The following is a 19674-nucleotide window of genomic DNA, read 5'->3' as shown; positions in this document are numbered from 1 at the left end:
CGTTTCGGTGGGTCGCGAGGCGGGGTCGCGGCCGAACGAGACGACGGTCGAGTGAGAGCTGTGGCCACAAGACAAAAAATCTCCACTGCTGGAGATTTTTTCGTACCTGTGCGAGCCGGAGCGATGTTTTGCTAACAAGCAAAACGGGCGAGGCAGGGTCGCGGAAATTTGTTTGCGACGGCAAACAAATTATCCCTGACCACAAAAATTCAAAAAACCGGTTTTTACCGGTTTTTTGAATTTTCGCAAATCTTGTGCTACTGTCAAAAGCAGAAAATATGAAGACTCCGACCAATAAGCTCGCTTCAGAGATTAAGCCGAGGGATATCCATAGTCGGGCCGATGATGACAGCATACAATCTTCCTGCTGGTGCATCATCTCACAAGACATCGCCTGGGCGATTGTTTCAGCCTGCTATACCAGAAATGTGTGGCGTGCCCTGACTTTAAGGGAGATTTGCGCCCGCACCTCGCTTTCGGCGCAGGTGGTGATTATGTTTCTTGACCGGTCGTTTGAGAAAAATGGCTATCTGGAAGTCTCTGGCGACCGCTATCTTCCGACCGAGAAGTTCATCGAGACCTGCCTTGAAGCCGTGGCCGTCCAAAAGGATAAGGAATAGGCGTTCGCCCGATCAAATTTTTTGGTCGGGCTTTTAAATTACCACTCTTTTTAGATGCTCCGGAATATGCACCAAAATTTCATAAGGACTGGCACCGCAAATCTTGGCAATATTTTGAATTGAGTTTTGGTCATGCGGATTTGAACTCACGATATTAACCGATGAATTAAGTTTTAAATCATCTATCCCGCTCACATCGATAGTCGTAATATTCATGCTGACTCGGCCGACAATCGGGCAGTCACGACTGCTGACTTTCACAAATCCTTTGTTAGTCAGTCGCTTATCAACTCCCTCGAAATAGCCAAAAGGGATTGTGGCGACAGTCAAATCCTTTTCGGCTTTGTAAAGCAAGTCATAGCCGATATATTCGCCAGTCTTAACTTTCTTAATTCCGGTGATTATCGAGTCGGCCGAAAGGGCCGGCTTTAAATTAATCTTGGTTGCTAATTTTTCACTCGGTGAAATGCCGTAAAGTCCGATGCCGGCTCTTGTGACGTTGGCGTCAATTTCATTAGTAAAAAGATGGCCGCCGGTCGCCGAGAGGTGCCAATATTTTAGGTTTGGAAATTCCTTGCGGATAAATTTTACTGCCTGATTCCATTTTTCAATCTGACTTTTGGCAAAGCTTTGCTCCGGATTCGAGGCGCTAGAAAAGTGTGACATTAAACCTTCTAGCTCAATTCTTGGATTGGCTTTAATAAGTTTGACTGATTCAGCCAATTCTTCTGCTCTTACACCTTGTCGATTCATGCCGGTGTCAATTTTAAGGTGGCAGATGGCAGGTCGCCTCAAATTTTCGGACAAATCTCTTAGTTGCTCTAAACTTGTGATTGTAAAGGCGACTAGATTCAATTTGTTGCCGGCAATTGTTTCGTTTCGAGTGTAGCCGATAATCAAGATGGGGGATTTGATACCCTCATGTCTTAGGGCCGTGGCCTCAAAGTAAGAATCAACCGCAAAAAAAGGTTTCGGTTCATTTTCTAAAATCTTAGCGACCGCGACTAAGCCGTGTCCGTAAGCGTTGCTCTTTAAAACTGGCGCAACACCTTTTTCTTCACCAATCTTTCGGAGTTCCGCCAAATTGTTCTTTAAAGTCTCGGCAGAAATGTGAATTTCAATCAAAGGGTCGTAATTCCTTTTGGTCCGAATGATTTTTTTCAGGAAATTTTTCATAGGATTTCTGAATTATAGCATCTGTCCCAAGTTCGGTCGCTCGGTTGACATTAGTTGAATGATAGCGTATAGTCGCTACAGACGGCCTTACCAAAGGCTTTTTAGTTAGGTTTTTGGCGACCAATTCGCCCAAAACCCTTGAAAACTCAACCTAAAATAATAATGAAACCGAGATTATCTGTGCGGTTAGTTGTTGCGTTGGCGTTTGCTCTTGTCGGCTATTGGGTGTATTCCATTATTCCCAAACATGTTTCGAAAGATGCGACCGCGGTGATCGTGACGCCACAAGTGGGCGTCAAGTGGGTCGCAACTCCGAAGGGGCCGATGCCTCATGCGGACACGAAAATCAAGACCCAGCCGACGACTTCAACAACAAGCATTGTCCTCGAAGGGACACTTGCGCCGTCCTTTGATCAAAATCAAAAGTTTTCGCCCCCGGAAATTAAGTCCAAGGCGGAAGTGCAGAAACGGCAGTAAACGTCAGAAAAGAAACAAGGACAAAAAATGAAAATCATCAAGTACGCAGTGGCCGTCATTTTGGCGGCGTTTGTGTCGGTGCAGTGCATTCGGGCGGAGACTACGGCGATTCAGGTTCCGGCTGTTACGATGCCTGAAAGTTTGCAGATTGGCTCGATTGAAGTGCTTCGGGGTTATGCGCTGGAGCAGTCGACGCAGGTCTACGCGTCGCTTTGGTCGCAGTCCTCGGTGCCGGCGAGCACGTACAGCAACTACATCTGGGAGCAGTATGTTCGTGATGATTCCGGGACCGATCCCAAAAAGATCCTGGCGATTCTCTCGAGCAGACCACTGGTCTTGGAGGTGGCCAATGCTGTCGATTGGTGCTGGGCCTACGCCGGTATTCAAAACAATGACGGGGATACGCTTTTTTCGGCGTACAATTCCTTCAAGTTGACGAATGATGGTGGCGGGTACTTCATCCCCAATGATGCTCTCAAGGTGTCCTTGCAGATGAATAGCCAAATACCCATTTATCTGCCTGGCGTGACGAGCGTGAGAGTGCTCGAGCGCGACCAGAATGGCAACATCATTCGGGACACCTATCTCGAAGGTGGAGCGGACGGCAAGTTCTATTGGCCGTCGTACTTCTCTTCTGATCAGTGTCTGGGCGGTGAAGTTATTCTCTCGACTTGGAATGGCAGCAATCCGGTTTCGACGGTTTACAACCTGAAGACTGGACTACCGACCGGCACAACCAAAACTGCGGCGGCACTCGATGTTGGCATCGACGGCGTCGTAGCGGTTCGCAACGGTAATCTTCTCTACGGAAACATCTATGTCCTCGTGACGAACGGTGTGCCCCCGACCATTGTGGCCACCTTCGATTACGACGCAGATTCCCAGATTGTGATTGCCGTACCGGAGCCGGGGTTTGATTGGGGTCACGGTTTTACGCCCAAAGAAACCCCGATCCAGTTGTCGATTCGCGCGGAAGGGCAGGCGGTGCCAGCCCTTTTGGATTACGATCCGGCGAGCTGGGGTTATCCGATTCTCCACTTCAAGAAGGGGACGTATTATATCGTCCCGATCTGGAAAAATCTGAAGGGTCCCCAGCAGTACTATCCGCCCTACAACGGTGGCGGCGGCAAGGGCTAAACCTAAACAAGGTTGAGTTTCATCATGTCCGCGAAGCAGGTGCTTCGCGGGCTTTTATTTTACCCGAACAAATTTACCAATTTGTTTTGGGGTTTTTCTTATCCTCTAAAAAATTCTCCAACTGCACTAATTTCTGCGATAGCAGAAATTAGTGCAGTGGTCCGGTCAGTCATTTTTGACCCATATTGGCGTGGCCAATATTTTCTGCTAGACTAATTTGGTAATTGGCTTAAAACATAGAAGATTGGCCCGTAAGCCGGGATGGCGGAATTGGTAGACGCACACGACTCAAAATCGTGCATCGAAAGATTTGAGAGTTCGATTCTCTCTCCCGGCACAATGAAAAGTAAGGTTTTGGTGATATTGGGACCAACTGCCACCGGCAAGAGTAATCTGGCGGTTATTTTGGCCAGAAAATTTAACGGGGAAGTGATTTCCGCCGATTCGAGACAGGTCTATAAAGGACTCAATCTTGGCACGGGCAAAATTACCAAAAAGGAGATGAAAGGCGTCAGGCACCATTTGCTTGATGTGGTTTCGCCCAGGAAAGTTTTTACAGTTTCCGACTATCAGAAATTGGCAGGTCACGTAGTCGAGCAAATCTTGGCTAAAGGTAAATTGCCGATAATTTGTGGCGGTACCGGTTTGTATATCGACAGCATTTTAAGCGGACAAAAATTTCCCGAGGTTCCGCCGAACCTGAAACTTCGCCGACAGTTGGAAAGAAAAACTACGGCAGAGCTTTTTGAGCAACTCAAAAAGCTCGACCCCCGAAGGGCGAGTCAGATCGATAAGAATAACCCTAGGCGTCTAATTCGGGCAATTGAAATTGCCAGGGCTATTGGAAAAGTCCCAGAGTTTAATTTTTTTGGATCAAAATATAATGTTTTGAAAATCGGCCTCAATCTGCCAGCCGAAAAATTAAAGAAGCGAATCTCTATTCGCCTATTCGCGCGAATTAGGGAGGGGATGATTGGTGAGGCGACGAAGCTTCATCGTGCTGGCCTCTCTTGGAAGAGAATGGAGGATTTGGGTTTGGAATATCGTTTTCAGGCAAAATATCTGAGGGGCGAAATCTCAAAAGAGGAAATGGTCAAACAACTTGAGTCGGCGATTTGGCACTACGCCAAGCGCCAAATGACTTGGTTTAGAAGAGATAAAAATATTAAGTGGTTCGAGCCTAAGGATTCAAGCAGGATTGTCCAAACTGTGAGAAAATTTATCTTGGCAGAATAGTACGATATATCGTAACAAAAAACTCCGCCACGAGGGCGGAGGGGTGAAGCGGAGCGCAGATGCTTATTCCGGCAAGGGACAGATCAGCATCCGGGATTGTCCCTTACAGGACTCCACGAAGGCCGCTTCTTCGGTAATGACTCGGACGACTTGGTCGTCGAGTTCGGAGCTGGGTACCTGAAAAAACAGGAATGACCCCGGGTTCATTTTGTGTGCTTGGCATAGAGAATCCTTTGTTAAGGTTCTAAATAGTTATAACCACAAAAATTTCGATGGTGCAACTATACCTCGGTTGGTCACACTCTTTTCGTCTAATGGGCTTATTCGCGCGAATGGTAGAATAGATTGATACGGCGGTGTGGTGAGGTAATAGGTGTTTGGCTAAAGTTGTGAAAATTGCTAGGATACTTCCATGGGTCTGTAGTTTCAATGGTAAAACATCGGTCTCCAAAACCGAGGTTCCGAGTTCGAGTCTCGGCGGACCCGCAAGTTGCGAAGCAACGAGGATACGAAAAAGTGCTGGGGAGCACTTTTGTCCGAGACTCGAAGCCTGTTTGAGTATTTTGTCGAGCCTTCCTAGGTGATGGGAAAATCCAAACAAGGGTACTGCGGCTGTAAGCCGAGAGTTATCGGCGGACCCGCCTTTAGAATGCTAGAAATTAAGTAGTTAAAAACCGCCTTCAAGGCGGTTTTTAACTACTTCTTGGCTTCCTTGTGAGGAGTCTGCTTTTTGCACCATTTGCAAAACTTTTTGAGCTCGATTTTGCGCTCAACTTTTTTCTTATTCTTTCGGCTCCAGTAGTTGATGCGTTTGCACTTGGTACAGGCCAATTTGATTAGTTGATCTTGGGACATAGGGGAAAATTAAAAATTAAATCTCAAAATGGAAAATAGGGACAGGTGCCATACTATCAGACTTCCTTTGAAAAGACAAGTGCGTTTTGATGTCTTAAATTATGTGTTAGAATATGACTAATAACTATTTAAATCAATGGCCTTTTTTAATAATTCGATATTTTGGGTTGAAGTTGAGAAGGTTTTTCCCAACCCTTTTCAACCGCGTAAGGAATTTGACGAAGCTCGTCTCAAAGATTTGGCCGAATCAATTCGCCAATACGGTATTTTGCAACCGCTCGTTGTCAGCCGAAAAGAAAAAATCAAAGAAGACGGTGGCCTGTTTGTTGAATACGAATTGATTTCCGGCGAGCGCCGTTTGCGTGCCTCGAGGTTGGCCGGTCTCTCACAAGTGCCCGTTTTGATTCGCAGTGAGGAAGACAGTGACAAGATGAAGCTGGAGCTTGCAATTATTGAAAATCTCCAACGAGAAGATTTGAACCCGGTTGATCGGGCACGAGCTTTTGACCGACTGGCCAAGGAATTTAATTTGAAACATCACGAAATTGCGCAGAAAATCGGCAAGAGCCGAATGTATGTTTCCAACACTCTGCGTCTGTTGTCCTTGCCGGAAGAAGTAATCAGTGTTTTGACCGAAGGCAAAATCTCCGAAGGTCACGCCAGAACGCTTCTCATGCTTTCCGACAGGCCGGAAGAGCAAAATGTTTTGTTCAAGGAGATTATGCTCAAGCGATTGACTGTCCGCGAGACAGAGAATATCGCTCGTCGCATCGCCGTCGAAAGGCAGAGGAAGCCGGATCCGCTTGAGCCGGAGTATATTGATATCGAAGGCAAGTTGGCCGAGTCGCTCGGTACCAAAGTGCGAATAGACAAGAGGCAAGAGGGTGGGAGAATCGTAATAGACTTCGCTTCTCCGGCAGATCTTAGAAGTATCTTGGAGGCGATTGAAAAGAAAACTCAAATGGCCAAGATTACGCCGGCAAGCGCGCCAGTCACCAGTGAGCCGGTGGCAGTTGACGACCGAAGTGAGGTAGAAAAAGAGGCCGAGGAAAATGACGAGCTTTACTCGGTTAAGAATTTTTCAATCTAACACTTGCGAAATTCCAGCCTGGCTGGTAGACTATTTCCATGTCAAAAATGGCATTAAAAACCAGCAAGAAGACCATGAACCTCTCCCGAGGGTTGCTTCTTGCTATTGTTTAACCATTTTCTCCAAACTAAACGATGTCAAAAAGTAGCCCTAGGGCTACTTTTGTTTTACTTAATGCCATTTCGGTATTGAGATGAGAAGCAAAAAGATTGTTCCTTACAAATTGTACCTATGAAGCGCATTGTTTCCCTAAGCATCCATCTCGGACACTTCCCACTGCTCGGCCGGTCCGAAGTTCCGGAAGTCGAATCGTTTCGGGCTTTTCTGTGGAATAATTTTATTCCCAAGCACGATCATGCTCTGTGGGTTGCGGAATTCACACATCCGAATATCTTTGCTTTGCTCAAGGAGCTCAAGAGGTCGGCTCTGGCCTGGTCGGCTCTTCACGGCGATCAGCCGATTGTCGGTATTCATGATGGCGCTCCGTGTTGGCCGATTGACGGAGCCTTGTCACACCTGCCACCCATAGATTTGGATGTGGCGGTCCATCGGAAGATTGTTCACTGTGGGGGCTTCCGAGGACTCTTGGGTCTGATCAGGCCGGCTTCGGCTGGTCACGAGATAAAGGTCTATGATGTCCTGCCTCTACCTCAACATGCCGCGGTGGCGGACTCGCTGGTCAACTGTAGTTATTGGAGCCCGAACGCCTTTGTGGCGGCGGAGCATCTGCAGACGATGCTCCGGGCGAGTGCCGGTCGGCTCGGTCTTCATGGAGTTTCCGGCCTCGATGATGAGGAGGAATGTTGGCCTCAAGATTTTGGCGAATGTCGCCACTCTTGAATTCTGTCAGCACAAAATTCAAAACACCCCGATGCAAATCAGGGTGTTTTTTAAAATTTTATTTTCCCAATTTATGCGGATTATGATTTGGGCAGGCCTTGTTTGAGCAGCGCTCAGGAATGGTCTTCGTCCCCTGCATCATCAGGGCTCCACACATCGGACAAAGTTTGCCGGTCGGCATGGCCTTAATGGCGTTTTTGCAATCCGGATATTTTGAACAGCTGTAAAATACGCCGAAGCGTCCGCGTCGTGCCATCATGTAGCCCTCCTTGCAAACAGGACACTGTACGCCGGTTGAATTCTGCTTCTCAAGTTCAGGATCCTTTTTGATGTACTTACACTTTGGATAATTGTTGCAGGCGATGAAGCGACCGAATTTGCCATCGCGCTCAATCAATTTTCCATCTTTACACTCCGGACATTTTTCGCCGGTTTCCTTCGGGCCCTCCAGTTCCTTGCCGTCAATTGTGCGCGCACCCATACATTCTGGGAATTTGGCACAACTCATAAATCGTCCGGCTCGTCCGAGTTTGATAATCATCGGCCCGCCACAGACCGGGCACTTAAATTCAGCCGGCGCATCACCAAGATTGGTGGCCTTGGCCAATTTTTCTTTGGACTTAACTTCCTTTTGGAAAGGTTTGTAAAAATCACGCAAGGTTTTTTCGTACTCGCGTTTGCCCAGAGCGATATCATCCAGTTCGTCTTCCATTTCTGCAGTAAATGAATCACTGATATAGTTGGCAAAATTTTCCTCAAGGAAAGTGCTGACCACATCGCCGGTATCGGTTGGTCTCAACGCCTTGTTTTCTTTTGTCACATAACCGCGCTCCTCGATAGTTTTGATAATCGAAGCATAGGTACTAGGCCTGCCGATACCGCGTTTCTCCAATTCTTTGACCAGGCCGGCTTCGGAGTATCTTGGTGGTGGTTCGGTAAATTTTTCCTGACTCGACAAGTCGAGCAATTTTAAAGTTTCACCCTCCTTAACCTGGGGCAAAATAACATCCTCACCTCGAGCGTCGGGATCGGCTGCAATCCAGCCTGGGAAAATTACTCGCGAGCCGTTTACAGCAAAATCGGGCAGATCGGCCGGACCGACATGAGCGGTGATTTTGGCGCGCATAATCTTGGCATCCGTCATTTGGGAGGCAACAGTTCTTTGCCAAATTAGTTCATAAAGTTTTTGCTGTTCCGGAGTGTGGCCGGCTATTTTGGTGCCGATGTGAGTCGGGCGGATGGCTTCGTGGGCCTCCTGCGCATTTTTACTCTTGGCGGCAAAGGTGCGGGGGCTCAAATATTCCTTGCCATAGTTTGATTCAATCAGGCTGAAAATTTGTCCCAAAGCCTGCTTGCTCAAGGTGGTGCTGTCGGTCCTCATGTAGGTAATGAGACCGGATTCGTAAAGTTTTTGGGCGATGCCCATAGTTCGTGACGGGGCAAAGCCAAGGCGGGAACTCGCCGCCTGTTGCAGGGTCGAAGTGATGAAGGGCGCTTTCGGTGATCTTTTGGCTTCGGACTCGGAAACGTCGGTGATGGTCCAAGCTTCTTTTTTGCCGATTGTAAGAATTTTCTCAACCAACTTTTGATCGCGCGGTTCCTCGACACAAGTCAAAGTAATCTTGTCTTTTAGTTTAGTTTCTGTTTGTGCTTCAATAACCCAGAATTGTTCCGGCTTAAAGGCTTTAATTTCGCGCTCGCGTTCCATTAGGATGCGAAGAGCGGGGGATTGGACTCGGCCAGCCGATAAGCCATAGCGAACCTTTTTCCAAATTAAGCCGGAGAGATCGTAGCCAACCAGACGGTCGAGGACGCGGCGCGCCTCTTGGGCGCGCCGCAGATTCTGATCAATCTCGCGCGGATTTTCCAAGGCTTCAAGAATCGCGTCTTTGGTAATTTCGTGATAGACGACTCTTTTGATCTTACTTTTGAACTTTGCACTTTGAACTTTGGACTCGCCGACATCATTTCCAATGATTTCGGCGATATGCCAGGCAATCGCTTCACCTTCACGGTCGGGGTCGGTCGCGAGGATAATTTCGCTCGCGCTTTTGGCGGCAGTTCGAATGCCGGCGACAACTTTCTCTTTACCTTTAGAGATTTCATAGTGCGGGATAAAACCGCCCTCGATGTCGATGGCCTTTTTGTTGCTCTTTGGTAAGTCGCGGATGTGTCCGACCGAGGCGACTACTTCATATTTGCCTTCCAAATATTTTGAAATAGTTTTCGCTTTTGCCGGTGACTCGACGATTAGTAGTCTTGTCCCGTTAGAGATTTTTTGTTTAGGTTCTTGCATTTGATAATTTACTACTACTCAAGTCCTCCAGCTTTGCCCCGAAGGTCCCGTTCGTTCCTACGAACAATCTCTAACGGGATTTGGCATCATTGACACTAAGTATTATTCACCCCGTTAGATATTCAAAAAATAAATCTCAACGTGATTGTCTATAAGATTTACACAGATTATATATTGTGGCAAGTTTTCGCGCAGTGAGAATGTCTAACGGGGCAGGCGATATAGAAATTTTTGGCAAATTTTTAGAAAAAGAAGTGCCCCAGACGCGCGTGCGCGTCTGGGGCGATTTGGAGTAAAGGGGTGACTGATTTTTCCGCTGAACGATCGCTTTCCTAGGGCGAGACTATAACATCGACCCTTCCTGCTAATGAGAGGGATTTCCGACGCTCTTGGCGACCCCGATTTTTTGGGGCGCGTGCGTTGTCCCAATAAGCAGCGAAGTTGGCCGATGCTTTTCGTTCAATTCCGCACCATATACCACGGCACCTCGCGCTTCGCATGCAAGGTGTCGAGGCTTTACGATAATCGACCGCAAAGGTCGACACCCTTAGCCTTGGTAGGAGAGTTGTGGGATGGGGGATGCTCGACGAGTTTCCATTTTTTACCCAACTGGCAGTCTCTCCACTTATGAGTTGCGGTATTCAGCCGGACCATTTGCTCCGTCTAATACGATACTCCTTATCATTAGATTTGCAAGCCAAAAATGAAAACCGCCAAAGGTTGACTCTGGCGGTGTGTGCTTGGTGGGCAACGGCTCAAGCTGGAGAAACCTCAATCTTGGCGAGGGTTTCTTCGGCCATGTCCTGTTTGGCATTTTCAACGCAGAGGTGGGGCGGGAGGGTGCCCTGGCTATTTCTGGAGATTACCAAAGCTCGCCTTTCCAATTCCGTGTCGCCATCAGCCAGGTTAGCGATTATCCTTTCCACCGCGAATGTTTTTCTGCTTAATTGGTATTCAGGCATAGTTGTTCTTTCGGTGTGACTGTCTATATTTCATAATACATTCTTTTCTGGAAAAGAAAAGACCGTCGAAGCGTGAGAACTTCGACGGTCCGGAACGGCTGTCCCGCCTGCTTTACGACAAGTGAGATTGGCAGTCTCTTTTCAGTCGTTAGGCTTCGGCCTGTTTGAAGGGTGGTATTTCACAGCATGACCAGTTATGGCTACTGGTGACTTTGCTTGTTTTTTGGCTCCGGCCATCCCGAAAGACGGCCATCGGCGCCTCCCACCTATTCATCTACGCACTCGAACAGTTAGTACTCGCCAGACTCCGGGACTCGAACCCGGTGCATAATGTCAGTCCAGATTTACCAGCCACGGCCACTAACCGACACCTACAATGTTGCCTTGTCCTTTGTTCCACTTCGAATTGTAGTCCTAAACTACTTCTTGTCAACAAAACTACTCACTCCTTCTACTAACTACTTACTACTCACTACACACTACTCACTACAAACTAGCTCAGCCTTATCTCTCCCAGACTTTCTTTAATCAAACCCTTGATCTCCATTACGGAGAGTAGACTGTTGGCTCGCGAGACCGACATGCCGGATTTACGAATTAGCTCATCGCGAGAAGTTGGGATGGCCAAAAGTTTAATAATCGCCATCTCTTCCATAGAAATATCTTTATACCTATCTTCCACCGCAAGCGGCGAATCGGATACCAAACCAAGGGCATCGAGAATGTCTTTGCTGGTTGTAATCGGAGTGGCGCCCAGACGAATGAGCATATGAGGACCTTCGGAGGTTGAAGAAAAAATTGAACCGGGGACAGTCATTACTTCCCGGTTGTAGTCGGTGGCCAGGCGGGAAGTGATAAGAGTTCCTGATTTAATCTCGGCTTCAATTACTAAAATCGCGTCGGAAAGTCCGGCCATGATTCGGTTGCGCTGAGGGAAGCTCCAGGTTGTGGCTTGAAAATCAGGCTCGAATTCCGAAAGCAAAGCCCCGCCTTTATCGATAATTCTCTCCGCCAGTTGATAATTGCTGGCGGGATAAATTACTTTAGGATCAAGGCCGGAGCCGGGCACAGCAACACAGGTAAGCCCGTTATCAAGCGCAGTTTCGTGGGCCAAAGCATCAATTCCCAAAGCTAGACCGGAAACAATTACGACCGGCTGGCCGTGCAGGCCGGCAATCAGTTTTTCACAGACCTGCCTACCATAAGGAGTGTATTTGCGTGAGCCGACGACGGCCAGCCACTTATAATCTTCCGGTGGCATCTGGCCTCTAATAAATAGTTTTTTCGGCTTGTCGGGAATTTCCAAAAGCCTCTTTGGAAATTCATCAGGAGTAAGCTCTCTGATTAAAGGATTCATAATCAGTCAATATAATAACACTCTTCCTGAGCTTTTTTCTTTTTCTTCCATACTATATACTATCTACTATATACTTTATACCAATTCTATACCCATTCCCATGTTAGACATTAAATTCATTCGAGAAAATAAAGACCTAATCCAAGTGGGTGCCAAGAAAAAGCACTTGGATTTTGAAGCGGCCAAATTGCTAGAAATTGATGAGAAAAGACGAGAACTGACCGTAGCTGTCGAAAAAAAGCGAGCCGAGCAGAATTCGTTTAACGAAAAAATTGTTAAAGCCGCGCCGGAGGCTAAAGCCGGTTTGATTTCAGAAATGAAATCGGTCAAGGAGGCCTTGCAGAAGGATGAAGCCGAATTGACTGAAATAATGAAAAATTGGCAACTGCAGATGCTTCAGGTACCTAACCTGCCCGACATGTCGGTGCCAGAGGGTGCGAGTGACGCTGAAAATGTCGAGGTTCGAACTTGGGGTGAAATTCCAAAATTTGATTTTAAGCCGAAAGGTCACATTGAGTTAATGACGGCTCTCGGCATGATTGATCTTGATCGTGGGGCCAAGGTCTCGGGTTTTCGTGGCTACTATTTGAAGAATGACGCGGTTCGGCTAAATTTTGCCATTTGGCAGTATGCTTTGGATTTTTTCAGCCAACGCGGTTTTGAATCGATGCTGGTGCCGTCAATCGCTAAGAGGGAAAATCTGATGGGTACCGGTTATTTGCCGCAAGGCGAGGAAGATTTATACAAGACTCAAGACGGGGATTATCTCGCCGGTACGGCGGAGGTGGCCACTATGGGTTATTTCTCTGGCGAAGTTTTGGACAAATCAGAATTACCGAAAAAGTTTTTGTCATTTTCCGAAAGTTTCAGAAGGGAAGCGGGCAGTCATGGCAAAGATACCAAGGGCCTTATGCGGGTTCATGAATTTTACAAATGGGAGCAAGTGGTGCTCTGCGAGGCCAGTCACGAAACCTCGGTCAAATTCCACGAGGAGCTCACAAAAAATGCCGAGGATTTTATCCAGTCGCTCGGCTTGGCCTATCATGTAGTGGTCAATTGTGGTGGCGATTTGGGACTTGGCCAAGTTAAAAAATATGATATCGAGACCTGGGTGCCCTCAGAGAATAAATATCGCGAAACTCACTCGTCGTCATATTTCCATGATTTCCAGACCCGTCGTCTCAATATTCGCTATAAAGACACTGACGGCAAAATGCGTTTTGCTCACTCCTTAAACAATACGGCGATTGCCACTCCTAGGGTTTTGATTCAATTGGTTGAAAACTACCAGCAAGCTGACGGCTCGATTATTGTGCCAGAGGTTTTGCGACCGTATGTCGGCAAGGATAAAATCGGTCCCAAGTCTTAGTTTGTATGAACATGTACCAAAGCCGGCAACGCGCTTTCCGTCCCAAAGCCGTTTTGCAGAAAAAGCGGAAAGCATTTTGGGTTCACTTTGGTCTGATTTCTTTTGACTTGTTGCTTTGGATTTTTGTTTTAAGCTTTTTCACGCACTTCAAACCTTTGCAGATTGCCGAAATCAATTTTTCTGGCAATGAGGCAGTTGGTGATTATTATCTGTCGCAGGTTATCAGTCAGGAGACCTCTGGAAATTTTCTCTGGTTTTTTTCTAAAAATAATATCGTCACTTTCCCAAAGTCTAAGATTGAGTCAGATATTCTGGTCCAATTTCCCAGAGTCGCCAGTGTCTCGGTGGCTCGCCAGGGCCTAAGTTCTATTTTGGTCCGCATTGCCGAACGCCAGCCCAAATTTCTTTGGTGTGACGGAGTGGCAAGTGAGTTGGCAGTTTCCAGCTGTTATCTAATGGATGAAACCGGCCGAGCTTTCGCTTTAGCGCCTGTTTTTTCCGGCCAAACTTATTTGAAATATTTTAATGGCGAATCTGGCGATCTTACCAATCAATTATTTAAATCAAATTTTAATTTTCAAGAGCTGGCCTTTTTTATCGATTCCTTGCGGGGGTCAGGTATTTTGGTTAATAAAATTAATTCTAATCAAAATGGTGATCTTGAACTTTATCTGGAGGCCGGCGGTAAAATTATCGTCGGTAGTGGTCAGACTTTAGGTAAGACTTTTGATAATCTAAGCTCGGTCTGGAATGATAATGACTTGAATCTCAAGGCCAGTACAACTAAGTTGGACTACATCGATCTGCGCTTTGGTAATAAAGTATTTTATAAGGAGCGATAACGAACACGACACCAATACACGAATTCAGACGAATGATACGAATGAAGAGTAAAAAGGTTTGCAATATTTGGCAATTGTGGTAGTGTCTTGTCAAACAGTACTTTCAAAAAGAAAGGTTGAAAAATGAACACTAAAATTGCGGTTTTAGGTCCGCAAGGGACCTACGGTCACGAAGCCGGCCTCAAGGCGATTTCACGCTTCGGACTCGGTTCGGATTGCGAGGTGGTTTTTGTTGGTAAAAATGACGAATTGGTTCCGACGGCGATTGAGAATAGCTCTTTTGCTTTGGTTCCAGTTGAGAATAGTACGGCCGGGGTGGTTTCGGCCGCAGTGCCGGAACTTTTCAAGTTGATGAGTCGGAGCTCTCAAGTCTCTGTCATCGGCGAGCTGTCACTTGCTCCGTCGCATTGCCTTTTGACTCGGCCCGGTGTGGATTTTAATTCCATCAAGGGTGTGCTCTCTCACAGCCAAGCCCTAGAGCAGTGCAAGGGGAGTTTGTTGCAATTGGGAATCGGTGAACGAATCTCGGTCGCTTCGACCGCCCTGGCAGCGGAGATGGTCGCGAAGGAGGAAAGGTTTTCCCAATTTGCGGCTATCGCTTCCGGAGTTGCCGGAGAGGTTTACAGATTGAAGGTTCTCTCTCCGGGCATGGCTGATCGACACGACAATCGGACCAGATTTTATTTGATTGGTCCGAAAGATTTTCCGGCTGATCGGAAAATCAAGTTGGCTCCGAAGAAAATTGGAATTATTGGAGTGAACGGTCGCTATGGCCGTTGGCTCAAACGGTTCTTTGAGGAGCTTGGCTGTGAAGTCCGTGGTTCGGATGTGGACACCGAATTGTCTAATCGGGCTGTGATTGAGTGGGCTGAAGTGGTTTGCTTTGCGGTTTCGCTTGAAGTGGCCGAGCAGACAATCCGGGCTTTGGCGCCACTTGCTCGCAAGGAACAACTTCTGCTCGATGTGACCAGTATCAAAACTGGCCCGGTCACAGCCATGATGGAGGCTGGGGCCGAAGTTGTGGGGATGCACCCGATGTGCGCCCCAACGGTCAAAACTTTGCGAGGGCAAACGGTGGTACTGACAATTGGCCGCTTGGCCACTTGGGGACTTTGGTTCCATGACCTCTTATGCAACCTGCGGGCTGATGTGAAAGTGAGCACACCGGAGGAGCATGATGAAGTGGTGGCCTGTGTCCAAGGATTGCCTCATATTGCCATTCTGGCTATGGCGGCAACAGTAAGGACCCGCGGGGTTAATGTGCTCGAAAGTCTGGACTTTACCAGCCCATTCTACAAAGTGGTCATCAGTTTGATGGGTCGGCTTCTGACTCAGGATCCAAAACTGTACGCAGAAATCCAGATGGCTAATCCACATTCGCTTGAGTTCCTCCGGACTTTTCGGAACGAGCTCGACCAGCTGATTGAGGTGGTCGCATCGAAAGACCGGGCCACTTTTATCGAGCAGTTTCAAGCGAGTCGTGACCATTTCGGTCCGGTGGCGCTCAAGCAAGGTTTCGACTTCTTCGAGTACTTGATTCAGATGCTTGTGGATTTGGCCGAAGCCAATTCCATCAGGCTCTCATTCAGCCAAGATCACCCGGGACTCTTGATGCAAATTTCTCAAGCCTTCGCCGATCAAAAGGTGAACATGAGCATTGTGCACTCGTCCTGGAGGAACAGCTGTCTGTCGTTTCTGATTGGACTGCAGGAGCCGAAGTTTTCTCCGGCCGTGATTGCCGCTATCGAGACCATCAAATCTCTCGAGGGTGCCACGGTGGACATGAAGCCTTCGTTTGGCTGAATAAAAATAACCGCTAGCGTCAGGCTAGCGGTTTTAATATTGTCTCTCACTAACCTCTCGTCTGCTTGGCCGAGAGGGTTGTGGTTTGCCATTCTGCTTTGCACTTCGTGCAAATACATCTGTATCTGAACTCGTCTTTATGCAGATCGAATTGGTCGGCGGTCGAGCTCCATTTCCCCCAGACGTGGTCGCAGGAGACCTGGTCTTTGAGGGGCTGACCGGTTGAGTCCAAGAATCGTGTGACGGAGCCTGGAAATAAATCTTTGGTAGACTCCTTAGTGCTACACCCGACAACTGAACATTCTGTAGTGTAGGTGTGTCGCTCATCGTCCCAGTGCCATGGATAAAACGAGTGCTCGGGCAGAAGGCCGGCACAAATCAAATGATGCATAAAATCTTCCATCCTCTCTGTTTTCAGTCTAGGCAATCCGGGTACTTTGTCAACTTTATGTGGCATGCTAAGCTCTATCCGAAGTCATTTTATGAAGTCATTTTGGAACAATTTAAAGAAGCCAGTAATGGTCCTGGCACCGATGGCGGATGTGACTGACGCGGCTTTTCGCCGGATTATCGCTAAATACGGCAAGCCGGATGTTTTTTGGACCGAGTTTGTTGCGGCTGATGGACTCGTAAGTCCTGGCCGAAAAGTTTTGTTGAAAAGTTTGGAATATACCAAGGCCGAAAAGCCAATTGTGGCTCAGCTTTTTTCGGCTCATCCTGAAAAGATGTATGAGGCCGCTAAACTGGTGGCCGAGCTCGGCTTCGACGGGCTCGATATCAACATGGGCTGTCCTGATCGAACTATTGAGAAGCAGTGCGCCGGCGCCGCCTTAATGAAAAATCCCAAACTCGCTCTCGAAATTATCAAGGCGGCAAAAGAGGGGATTAAATCTGCCGGATCGGATATTCCGGTTTCAGTTAAAACTCGCCTTGGCTACAATAAAGATGAACTTGAGACCTGGCTACCAATTTTGCTTAGCGCTGAACCGGCCGTGATTACGGTTCATGCTCGTACTCGCAAGGAAATGTCTAATGTTCCGGCCAGGTGGGATCGGGTAAAAGCTGCGGTAGCGATCCGAAATAAATTAAAATCGGAGACGCTAATTTTTGGCAATGGTGATGTCCTGGATTTGGCCGATGCCAGAAAGAAGGCGAGCGAAACTGGGTGTGATGGGGTAATGCTTGGCCGGGCAATTTTCGGTAACCCGTGGCTTTTTGTCGGACAGAAAGCAGATTCAAGATTCAGGATTCAAGATTCAAGAGCGGAGAGGCCGACTACGGGGGAGAAATTGAAGGTTCTGATTGAGCATGCGAAATTATTTGAGAAAATTTTTGGTAAGACCAAGAACTTTGCCGTGATGAAGAAACACTTCAAGGCTTATGTGAACGGTTTTGGGGGCGCGAAAGAATTAAGGACAAAATTGATGTTGGTAAACAATTCAAAAGAGGTCTCTAAAATAATCGCCGGCTTTCTCAAATCGAAAGAGTAGAACAGGGTTGACCCTGTCAGAGATAGGTCATCAAAGATGACTGTAGATATCAACTTGCCTCAGACTGTCCAAGTAAGAACTGATTCGGCTTCGTGATTGTCACTCCTAACAACAAATCTCTAACGTGGTTGACAAAATCTATTTTGCGAGTACATTGCAGATAGGAATTCCACTGAAAGGATTTTATGAAGAAGTCCCTGTCCCTTGCAGTTCTTACTTTGGTTTGTTTGTTTTCAATCCGTGAGTCTCTGGCTCAAGTCCATTTTGGTTTGACCTCGGTCGTCGAAACCAACAAGTTTTTCCTGGTTGTCGATAATCCGGCCGGTCTGTCCTACACTTTCGAGTGGTCGACAAACGGTTCGAGTTGGTCGGCGGCGCCAGGTTTTGCCACCACTTACGGCAACAAGCCGGCCCGGGTCCAGCTCAATCCTCCTGTGCCGGGTTATTACCGAGCTACCGCTTACTCGAATGGTGTCCCCTACACTTCCACCAATTCGCCGTTGGTTTATTCACTGAAGGCCTCGACTTCCGGAGGGAATCGCCAAATCCAGGTTGTCGGCCTGCCCAGCCTGACTTATGCGATTGAAGGCTCGACCAACCTAGTCAATTGGACAAATGTTTTTACTGGCACCTTGGGTCAAACCAACTTCGTTGATCCTTTGATTTTGCCAAGATTTTATCGGGCGAAAACCCAATGAAATCAAGGCCTCTGCGACACCCGCCAAATTTTGGCGGTTTTTTAATTTTTCAAAGGAAAAAGAAATATTTACAAAAATTTTAGACTGTGTCCTAACATTTTAAGAGATTATAAAGGACAAAATTAAATGAATAAATTAGGAAATGTCTTTTATAAAAAAATGTCCTTTAAATTTTGAAAATATCTTTTAACTAAAGGATTTGTAAAAGACATTTATGTCTTCGTCACGAGATTTTTTAGAGAAATCAAAAAAAAGCTAGTCCTTTCAATTTTTTCGTCGGGTCCTTCGAAAAATAAATTGAAAAAAACTTCAAAAACCGTTGACCCTGAATGGTTTTTGAGTAGTCTAGTCCTCATCAATTTCCGCTTATGTTTTTTTGCAAAAAATCTCGATTTTTAAAGGTTATTTCCTGGCTCACAAGCTTGGCCTTTTTTGCGATTGCCAACTTCTCGGTTTTTCCTTTACCGACAGCTTTGGCGGCGACAGTTACCACTGAAACTATTACGGCAGGTGGATCTTGGGCAGTGCCTGCAAATGTCTCGAGTTTTAAAATAAAACTCTGGGGAGCTGGTGGGAAGGGTGGTGATGGGGCTTTGATTTATGATGGAGCCGGGCACCCGGGTCCCGGGGGCGGCGGTGGTGGTGGCGCCGGAGGTTATGTTGAAAAAACTTTCACCGCTTCGGCTGGTACGGTTTTTGATATTGTAATTGGTGATCCTTCGGCGAACGACGGCACGACAATCCTTAGGGATTCTTTGGGCGGAATTTTGCTCGGCGCGACGGCCGGCGGTGATGGTGTAAGCGGAGTCACCAATGGCACTGCTGGCGCCGGTGGTGTCGGCGGTGGCGCTTTGGGTGGGACTACCCCGGATTTAATTGTGTCTGGCGCCGATGGTGTTTTCGGCCAGAACGGAGCCTACAATTTTGATTGCTCTATCGGCTTCAGTCAGGCTGGTCCGGGTGGTTCGGGGGCGTCGTCTCTCTCTGGTTCTGGCGGGACTGGTGGTTTGGTGAACAACTGCGAGCAGGTTTCTAACACGCCGGCCAATATTGGCGGGATTGCATCTGGTGGTGGCGGTGGTGCCGGTTATCCGGGACCAGGCAATTCCGGTGCCCTGGGTGGTAAAGGTCAGGTGGTAATCGAATACACAATTACAACTCCGCCGGTGATTCCGCCAGACACAACTGCTCCGGTAATTTCTCTTTCTGGTGCCAATCCAATTTACATCGCCAAGGGTGCGACTTTTACTGATCCGGGTGCGACCGCAACCGATAATGTTGATGCATCTGTGGCTGTTGTTGTCACCGGCTCCGTCGACACCACCATCGTCGGCTCTTACACTCTGACCTACACCGCAACCGACAGTTCCGGCAATGTCGCGACCGCCACTCGCACCGTCATCGTTTACGACCCACTCGCCGATAT

18 protein-coding genes and 2 tRNA genes are annotated in these 19674 nt (G+C 47.6%); 14 read left to right on the top strand and 6 right to left on the bottom strand.

The window, feature by feature from the left end:
- The first annotated feature begins 278 nt into the window (after positions 1-278).
- The gene (locus WCT25_05000) at positions 279-620 is read left to right on the top strand and encodes a hypothetical protein (protein ID MFA6536755.1); all 342 of its coding nucleotides are present in this window, start codon (positions 279-281) and stop codon (positions 618-620) included.
- Positions 621-653: 33 nt separating this feature from the next.
- Here WCT25_05000 and alr read toward each other — a convergent pair whose 3' ends face one another.
- Entirely contained in the window at positions 654-1796 is a 1143-nt protein-coding gene (gene alr, locus WCT25_04995) for an alanine racemase (GenBank protein ID MFA6536754.1), read from the bottom strand.
- A gap of 162 nt (positions 1797-1958) precedes the next feature.
- Between alr and WCT25_04990 the strand changes: the two genes are divergently transcribed.
- The 5 genes from WCT25_04990 (at position 1959) to WCT25_04970 (ending at position 5132) form a co-directional block, all read left to right on the top strand.
- Positions 1959-2273 (top strand): hypothetical protein, encoded by a 315-nt coding sequence (locus WCT25_04990; protein MFA6536753.1) that lies wholly within the window; start codon positions 1959-1961, stop codon positions 2271-2273.
- 27 nt (positions 2274-2300) lie between these two features.
- Positions 2301-3410, top strand: coding sequence for a hypothetical protein (locus WCT25_04985; GenBank protein MFA6536752.1), 1110 nt, complete (start codon positions 2301-2303; stop codon positions 3408-3410).
- 255 nt (positions 3411-3665) lie between these two features.
- A tRNA-Leu gene (locus WCT25_04980) sits at positions 3666-3747 on the top strand.
- Positions 3748-3749: 2 nt separating this feature from the next.
- Entirely contained in the window at positions 3750-4646 is an 897-nt protein-coding gene (gene miaA / locus WCT25_04975) for a tRNA (adenosine(37)-N6)-dimethylallyltransferase MiaA (GenBank protein ID MFA6536751.1), read from the top strand.
- Positions 4647-5060: 414 nt separating this feature from the next.
- Positions 5061-5132, top strand: a tRNA-Trp gene (locus WCT25_04970).
- 210 nt (positions 5133-5342) lie between these two features.
- Here WCT25_04970 and rpmG read toward each other — a convergent pair.
- Positions 5343-5501 (bottom strand): 50S ribosomal protein L33, encoded by a 159-nt coding sequence (rpmG, locus tag WCT25_04965; protein MFA6536750.1) that lies wholly within the window; start codon positions 5499-5501, stop codon positions 5343-5345.
- 136 nt (positions 5502-5637) lie between these two features.
- On the opposite strand from rpmG, the gene WCT25_04960 reads away from it, so the two are divergent.
- Together WCT25_04960 and WCT25_04955 are read left to right on the top strand one after the other, a co-directional pair.
- On the top strand, positions 5638-6591 hold the full coding sequence (locus tag WCT25_04960) for a ParB/RepB/Spo0J family partition protein (protein ID MFA6536749.1): 954 nt from the start codon (positions 5638-5640) through the stop codon (positions 6589-6591).
- A gap of 231 nt (positions 6592-6822) precedes the next feature.
- The gene (locus WCT25_04955) at positions 6823-7431 is read left to right on the top strand and encodes a hypothetical protein (GenBank protein ID MFA6536748.1); all 609 of its coding nucleotides are present in this window, start codon (positions 6823-6825) and stop codon (positions 7429-7431) included.
- A gap of 58 nt (positions 7432-7489) precedes the next feature.
- Here WCT25_04955 and topA read toward each other — a convergent pair whose 3' ends face one another.
- The 3 genes from topA to dprA all read right to left on the bottom strand — a co-directional run bounded on the left by topA (position 7490) and on the right by dprA (position 12046).
- Positions 7490-9727: a type I DNA topoisomerase gene (gene topA, locus WCT25_04950; GenBank protein MFA6536747.1), complete on the bottom strand. Its 2238-nt coding sequence runs from the start codon at positions 9725-9727 to the stop codon at positions 7490-7492.
- A gap of 755 nt (positions 9728-10482) precedes the next feature.
- The gene (locus tag WCT25_04945; protein MFA6536746.1) at positions 10483-10689 is read right to left on the bottom strand and encodes a hypothetical protein; all 207 of its coding nucleotides are present in this window, start codon (positions 10687-10689) and stop codon (positions 10483-10485) included.
- A gap of 493 nt (positions 10690-11182) precedes the next feature.
- On the bottom strand, positions 11183-12046 hold the full coding sequence (gene dprA / locus WCT25_04940; protein MFA6536745.1) for a DNA-processing protein DprA: 864 nt from the start codon (positions 12044-12046) through the stop codon (positions 11183-11185).
- A 100-nt stretch (positions 12047-12146) separates the two neighbouring features.
- On the opposite strand from dprA, the gene serS reads away from it, so the two are divergent.
- The 3 genes from serS to WCT25_04925 all read left to right on the top strand — a co-directional run bounded on the left by serS (position 12147) and on the right by WCT25_04925 (position 16060).
- Complete coding sequence (gene serS / locus WCT25_04935) at positions 12147-13415, top strand: serine--tRNA ligase (protein MFA6536744.1); 1269 nt, start codon at positions 12147-12149, stop codon at positions 13413-13415.
- Positions 13416-13420: 5 nt separating this feature from the next.
- Positions 13421-14257, top strand: a complete 837-nt coding sequence (locus tag WCT25_04930) for a hypothetical protein (protein ID MFA6536743.1) — start codon at positions 13421-13423, stop codon at positions 14255-14257.
- 123 nt (positions 14258-14380) lie between these two features.
- Entirely contained in the window at positions 14381-16060 is a 1680-nt protein-coding gene (locus WCT25_04925) for a prephenate dehydrogenase/arogenate dehydrogenase family protein (GenBank protein MFA6536742.1), read from the top strand.
- A gap of 49 nt (positions 16061-16109) precedes the next feature.
- On the opposite strand, the gene WCT25_04920 is transcribed toward WCT25_04925, so the two are convergent.
- Positions 16110-16463: a hypothetical protein gene (locus WCT25_04920; protein MFA6536741.1), complete on the bottom strand. Its 354-nt coding sequence runs from the start codon at positions 16461-16463 to the stop codon at positions 16110-16112.
- A gap of 79 nt (positions 16464-16542) precedes the next feature.
- On the opposite strand from WCT25_04920, the gene WCT25_04915 reads away from it, so the two are divergent.
- The 3 genes from WCT25_04915 to WCT25_04905 all read left to right on the top strand — a co-directional run.
- Entirely contained in the window at positions 16543-17550 is a 1008-nt protein-coding gene (locus WCT25_04915; GenBank protein ID MFA6536740.1) for a tRNA-dihydrouridine synthase, read from the top strand.
- A gap of 185 nt (positions 17551-17735) precedes the next feature.
- The gene (locus tag WCT25_04910; GenBank protein MFA6536739.1) at positions 17736-18248 is read left to right on the top strand and encodes a hypothetical protein; all 513 of its coding nucleotides are present in this window, start codon (positions 17736-17738) and stop codon (positions 18246-18248) included.
- Between the two features lie 368 nt (positions 18249-18616).
- Positions 18617-19674 (top strand): DUF5011 domain-containing protein (locus WCT25_04905; protein ID MFA6536738.1); only part of this gene is annotated, 1058 nt, incomplete at its 3' end.

Source organism: Candidatus Paceibacterota bacterium (assembly GCA_041666545.1).
In the GTDB taxonomy this organism is placed as follows: domain Bacteria; phylum Patescibacteriota; class Minisyncoccia; order Phycocordibacterales; family JBAYGS01; genus JBAYGS01.
The sequence above is the reverse complement of the archived record's forward strand: the minus strand, read 5'-3'. Positions and strand labels throughout refer to the sequence as shown.

Bases quoted from the DNA above. Each gene is read 5' to 3' on its own strand.
- miaA (MFA6536751.1), top strand. From the start codon at position 3,750: ATGAAAAGTAAGGTTTTGGTGATATTGGGACCAACTGCCACCGGCAAG.
- WCT25_04985 (MFA6536752.1), top strand. From the start codon at position 2,301: ATGAAAATCATCAAGTACGCAGTGGCCGTCATTTTGGCGGCGTTTGTG.
- dprA (MFA6536745.1), bottom strand. From the start codon at position 12,046: ATGAATCCTTTAATCAGAGAGCTTACTCCTGATGAATTTCCAAAGAGG.
- WCT25_04955 (MFA6536748.1), top strand. From the start codon at position 6,823: ATGAAGCGCATTGTTTCCCTAAGCATCCATCTCGGACACTTCCCACTG.
- WCT25_04920 (MFA6536741.1), bottom strand. From the start codon at position 16,463: ATGGAAGATTTTATGCATCATTTGATTTGTGCCGGCCTTCTGCCCGAG.
- topA (MFA6536747.1), bottom strand. From the start codon at position 9,727: ATGCAAGAACCTAAACAAAAAATCTCTAACGGGACAAGACTACTAATC.
- WCT25_04945 (MFA6536746.1), bottom strand. From the start codon at position 10,689: ATGCCTGAATACCAATTAAGCAGAAAAACATTCGCGGTGGAAAGGATA.
- alr (MFA6536754.1), bottom strand. From the start codon at position 1,796: ATGAAAAATTTCCTGAAAAAAATCATTCGGACCAAAAGGAATTACGAC.
- WCT25_04910 (MFA6536739.1), top strand. From the start codon at position 17,736: ATGAAGAAGTCCCTGTCCCTTGCAGTTCTTACTTTGGTTTGTTTGTTT.
- WCT25_04930 (MFA6536743.1), top strand. From the start codon at position 13,421: ATGAACATGTACCAAAGCCGGCAACGCGCTTTCCGTCCCAAAGCCGTT.
- WCT25_04925 (MFA6536742.1), top strand. From the start codon at position 14,381: ATGAACACTAAAATTGCGGTTTTAGGTCCGCAAGGGACCTACGGTCAC.
- WCT25_04990 (MFA6536753.1), top strand. From the start codon at position 1,959: ATGAAACCGAGATTATCTGTGCGGTTAGTTGTTGCGTTGGCGTTTGCT.
- serS (MFA6536744.1), top strand. From the start codon at position 12,147: ATGTTAGACATTAAATTCATTCGAGAAAATAAAGACCTAATCCAAGTG.
- WCT25_04915 (MFA6536740.1), top strand. From the start codon at position 16,543: ATGAAGTCATTTTGGAACAATTTAAAGAAGCCAGTAATGGTCCTGGCA.
- rpmG (MFA6536750.1), bottom strand. From the start codon at position 5,501: ATGTCCCAAGATCAACTAATCAAATTGGCCTGTACCAAGTGCAAACGC.
- WCT25_04960 (MFA6536749.1), top strand. From the start codon at position 5,638: ATGGCCTTTTTTAATAATTCGATATTTTGGGTTGAAGTTGAGAAGGTT.
- WCT25_05000 (MFA6536755.1), top strand. From the start codon at position 279: ATGAAGACTCCGACCAATAAGCTCGCTTCAGAGATTAAGCCGAGGGAT.